Annotated in this window: 5 protein-coding genes; 3 read left to right on the forward strand and 2 right to left on the reverse strand. The window is 43.6% G+C overall.

What is annotated here, in order from left to right:
- Nucleotides 1-275: tetratricopeptide repeat protein (locus F6K20_RS31515; protein ID WP_287297378.1), on the forward strand; the 275-nt coding region annotated here is incomplete at its 5' end.
- 110 nt (nucleotides 276-385) lie between these two features.
- Nucleotides 386-628 (forward strand): DUF4351 domain-containing protein, encoded by a 243-nt coding sequence (locus F6K20_RS31520; protein WP_229414357.1) that lies wholly within the window; start codon nucleotides 386-388, stop codon nucleotides 626-628.
- A 252-nt stretch (nucleotides 629-880) separates the two neighbouring features.
- Here the strand turns inward: F6K20_RS31520 and F6K20_RS31525 are convergent, their stop codons facing one another.
- On the reverse strand, nucleotides 881-1,831 hold the full coding sequence (locus F6K20_RS31525) for a LamG-like jellyroll fold domain-containing protein (RefSeq protein WP_287297380.1): 951 nt from the start codon (nucleotides 1,829-1,831) through the stop codon (nucleotides 881-883).
- A gap of 316 nt (nucleotides 1,832-2,147) precedes the next feature.
- Nucleotides 2,148-2,564, reverse strand: coding sequence for a hypothetical protein (locus F6K20_RS31530; protein ID WP_008180997.1), 417 nt, complete (start codon nucleotides 2,562-2,564; stop codon nucleotides 2,148-2,150).
- A 130-nt stretch (nucleotides 2,565-2,694) separates the two neighbouring features.
- On the opposite strand from F6K20_RS31530, the gene F6K20_RS31535 reads away from it, so the two are divergent.
- Nucleotides 2,695-3,063: arginase family protein (locus F6K20_RS31535; RefSeq protein ID WP_502708903.1), on the forward strand; the 369-nt coding region annotated here is incomplete at its 3' end.

The following is a 3,063-nucleotide window of genomic DNA, read 5'->3' on the forward strand; positions in this document are numbered from 1 at the left end:
CCAGTAGTCTCAAGAACCTGGGATTACTCTACTATGCTCAGGGGCGTTACCATGAAGCGGAACCCCTGTATGTCCAGGCTTTGGATATTGCAGAACGGAAGTTAGGATCAAATCATCCTAATACTGTTACCTACCGTAATAATCTAGAAAGATTGCGGGATGATTTGTCACAGCGATCAGTATATATAGCACTTATAGGACTTGTGAGGTACAAATTTCTGGGTTTTAGGAAGCAGCGAAGACGGAAGAGGCAAGACGGAAGAGGGAAAAAATAATGTGTACCTCATGAGTCCTAGAAACGCTATACTTCGGTTGCTATAAATTATTAATTCTAAATTATTAATTCTAAATTATTAATTTAATTCAAGCTTATTTTCGGGAGGATATGATGCAAGAGTCAGTAGTTTATCAACGAATTATTCGCCAAGGATTAGAACAAGGAAAGCGCAATGAGGTTAAGTTAATTATCCGTCTACTAAACCGTCGATTAGGTCAGATAAATCCCCAATTACAAAATCAAATTGAGGAATTATCCTTTGACCAGTTGGAGGATTTAGGAGAAGCGTTGTTAGATTTTGAAACTGAGGTGGATTTGACCAATTGGTTGCACCAGTTTAGGGATAAGTAAAATTCCGTTAGGGGTGGCACTCAAAAGCAATGCCATGGGGAGCTGCTAGAGTGTGTAATGCAAAATTTAGAATGTAGAATTTAGAATGTAGAATTTAGAATTGGGAATTGGGAATTGGGAATTCAAAATAATTTAGAATGGGCAAAGGTATAATTTTTAATTCTTAATTCTTAATTCTTCATTCTTAATTCTTCATTCTTAATTCTTCATTCTTCATTCTTCATTCTAAATTCTACATTCTTCTGACCCCAATTAAGTAGACTTCAACAGCCATAGACTAAGTAAGCCCAGTCTGAATATCTCTTTCCCTAATGGTGCTTGATCTGAACAGATGTCATGCCTGTAGTCAGCTTGAATCTGTTCCTGAGTCAAAGCCCGACTGTAAATTCGTACACCAGCCAAAAGTCCGGAGTACTGATAGTCAAGATTGCCTTGAATATCACGGAATTGCCCCAGCCGTAGGGGTCTACCAGGGGAAGGCGCTATCGGGTTGTCAGTCTGATTGGGAATCCGACGGATGTTGCCGTTAAAGTCTCGAACTTCTTCGATGTGGCTTTGGATGCCATTAATGTAGGTCTGCATGATAAACCTACCGGGAGCCACTTCACCAAAGGTTGCAGCCATATGGGTCCATTGACCACCATGGACGATATCCTCACTGACTACACCACCACTGCCGCTAGTTTCGTCTGCTTCCTTCGGTAATCCTTGGGTGACATTGTTAGGGATGATAGTCAGAATCAGATTGCGATCGGTTTGTAGAGTACTCAGGAAAAGATACCAGGAAAATGCTTTGCATATGGGCTGTGGGCAGGCTCCAAAACCAACTTCTCCATCAGGGTAAGTACCCTGGGGAGGATCGGTAAAGGCTGGGTTTGCTTTGATGTAATCAACCTTAACCCAAGTTTCCACGGTCAGGTTAGCCAGATCTGGGAAATTGGGAACCTCAACGTATTGTGCAAAGGACATTTGCGGGGATTCGCCGCTATCTGATAAGCGTCTGAGAACGTTATAGTTCAGGGATGCTGAACCAACAAACCCTGGCGGGACATCCGCTGAGGGAGCCAGAGGATGGGCATCGGGATCGTGCTGGATCATACCGTCAAAGGTTCCAGGATTAGCTGTGTTCCTGATCACTCCGTTTTCAGTTGGAGTTTCAAATAAATACTCAGCTACCAAATCTGTGGGATCGGGGGTAAACATTTCTGTTTTTCTTCTGCTTAGACTTTGGAGAAAATTTGATGTTTTCCCTTTTGTTTCTACTCAAAACAATGGGCTAACAAATCTATTGTCTCGGCTCCCTTAGATAGTGACAGTACCCTTTGAGGGTACTATTTTGTCAAAAGTCCAATATTAGTAGCAGAATTAGCGATTGTTTCTAAAAAAACCTGAGACTATAGTGCAGGCAAGATTTCCCCACTGCAATAATTTTCGGAATTATAGTGGATTGCTATAGTATTCGTTGATGCTTTTGATGCGTTACCGTAGCAGCTCTTTGGTTAGCATCGCGTTTTTAATCCTAATAACGCCAGTAAGGACGACCTTTCCAAAATACCCCTAGGATTACTCCAATCAAAGAATTCATGGAAAACCCAACTAGCCCAGGAGGGATTGGAAGTTGGGACTTGAGCAATAGACCGACGATAAGGCACAACACTAAAGCCCAGAGACTAGAGGTATTCAGGAGTAGCTGGGACTGCCAACGTTCACAAATATAAACTCCTAACACCCCAACTCCTATAGTCGCAGCGAAAAACCAGATTATTACTAGGGGTCGAGAAAATAGTAGCACCGAGACGGGACGGAAAATTTCTGATTGAGTCAAGACCCATATCAACAGGTTCTCTAGAGCAACTACCAGCACAGTGGTGAAGGCAGCTACTTTCGACAGAGCTAGCCAAGGCTGTTGCTTAAAATTATGCCAAGGGTTATTCATGTTATGCTTCCTTTGACTTGGTTGAGGATTTTAAAAAAAGCGATGCAGCGCGGTCTTGGGGGTTTCCCCCATGAGCGACTGCATCAAGAAGTGTAGCGAGCTGGAAAACCTTGTCTGGGATTGTCTGATCATGAACTTGCCAATCGTCTATCACCAGCACTATGTCGCACCTCTGCCAGACGGGCATCGCTTTCCCATGCCTAAATTTGGGAAACTCTACCAACTACTGCTACAAGAAGACATTGCCACTCCTAAACAATTCCACACTCCAGACCTTCCCCCACTAGAGTGGCTCCACCTGGTTCACACTCCCGACTATGTTCAAGCTTACTGTGAAGGTACCCTTGAGCCGAAAGCTGTGCGACGCATTGGCTTACCCTGGAGTCCAGCTTTAGTCAAGCGTACCTGTACTGCCGTAGGTGGCACCATTCTTACGGCTAAACTAGCCCTAAGTCAAGGGTTAGCCTGCAATACTGCTGGTGGTACCCATCATGCTTTA

It is taken from the genome of Moorena sp. SIO2C4 (genome assembly GCF_010672485.1).
Taxonomy (GTDB): Bacteria; Cyanobacteriota; Cyanobacteriia; order Cyanobacteriales; family Coleofasciculaceae; genus Moorena; species Moorena producens.

Excerpts from the sequence above, each read along its gene's own strand:
- F6K20_RS31520 (WP_229414357.1), top strand. The coding sequence starts at position 386 with ATGATGCAAGAGTCAGTAGTTTATCAACGAATTATTCGCCAAGGATTA.
- F6K20_RS31525 (WP_287297380.1), bottom strand. The coding sequence starts at position 1,831 with ATGTTTACCCCCGATCCCACAGATTTGGTAGCTGAGTATTTATTTGAA.
- F6K20_RS31530 (WP_008180997.1), bottom strand. The coding sequence starts at position 2,564 with ATGAATAACCCTTGGCATAATTTTAAGCAACAGCCTTGGCTAGCTCTG.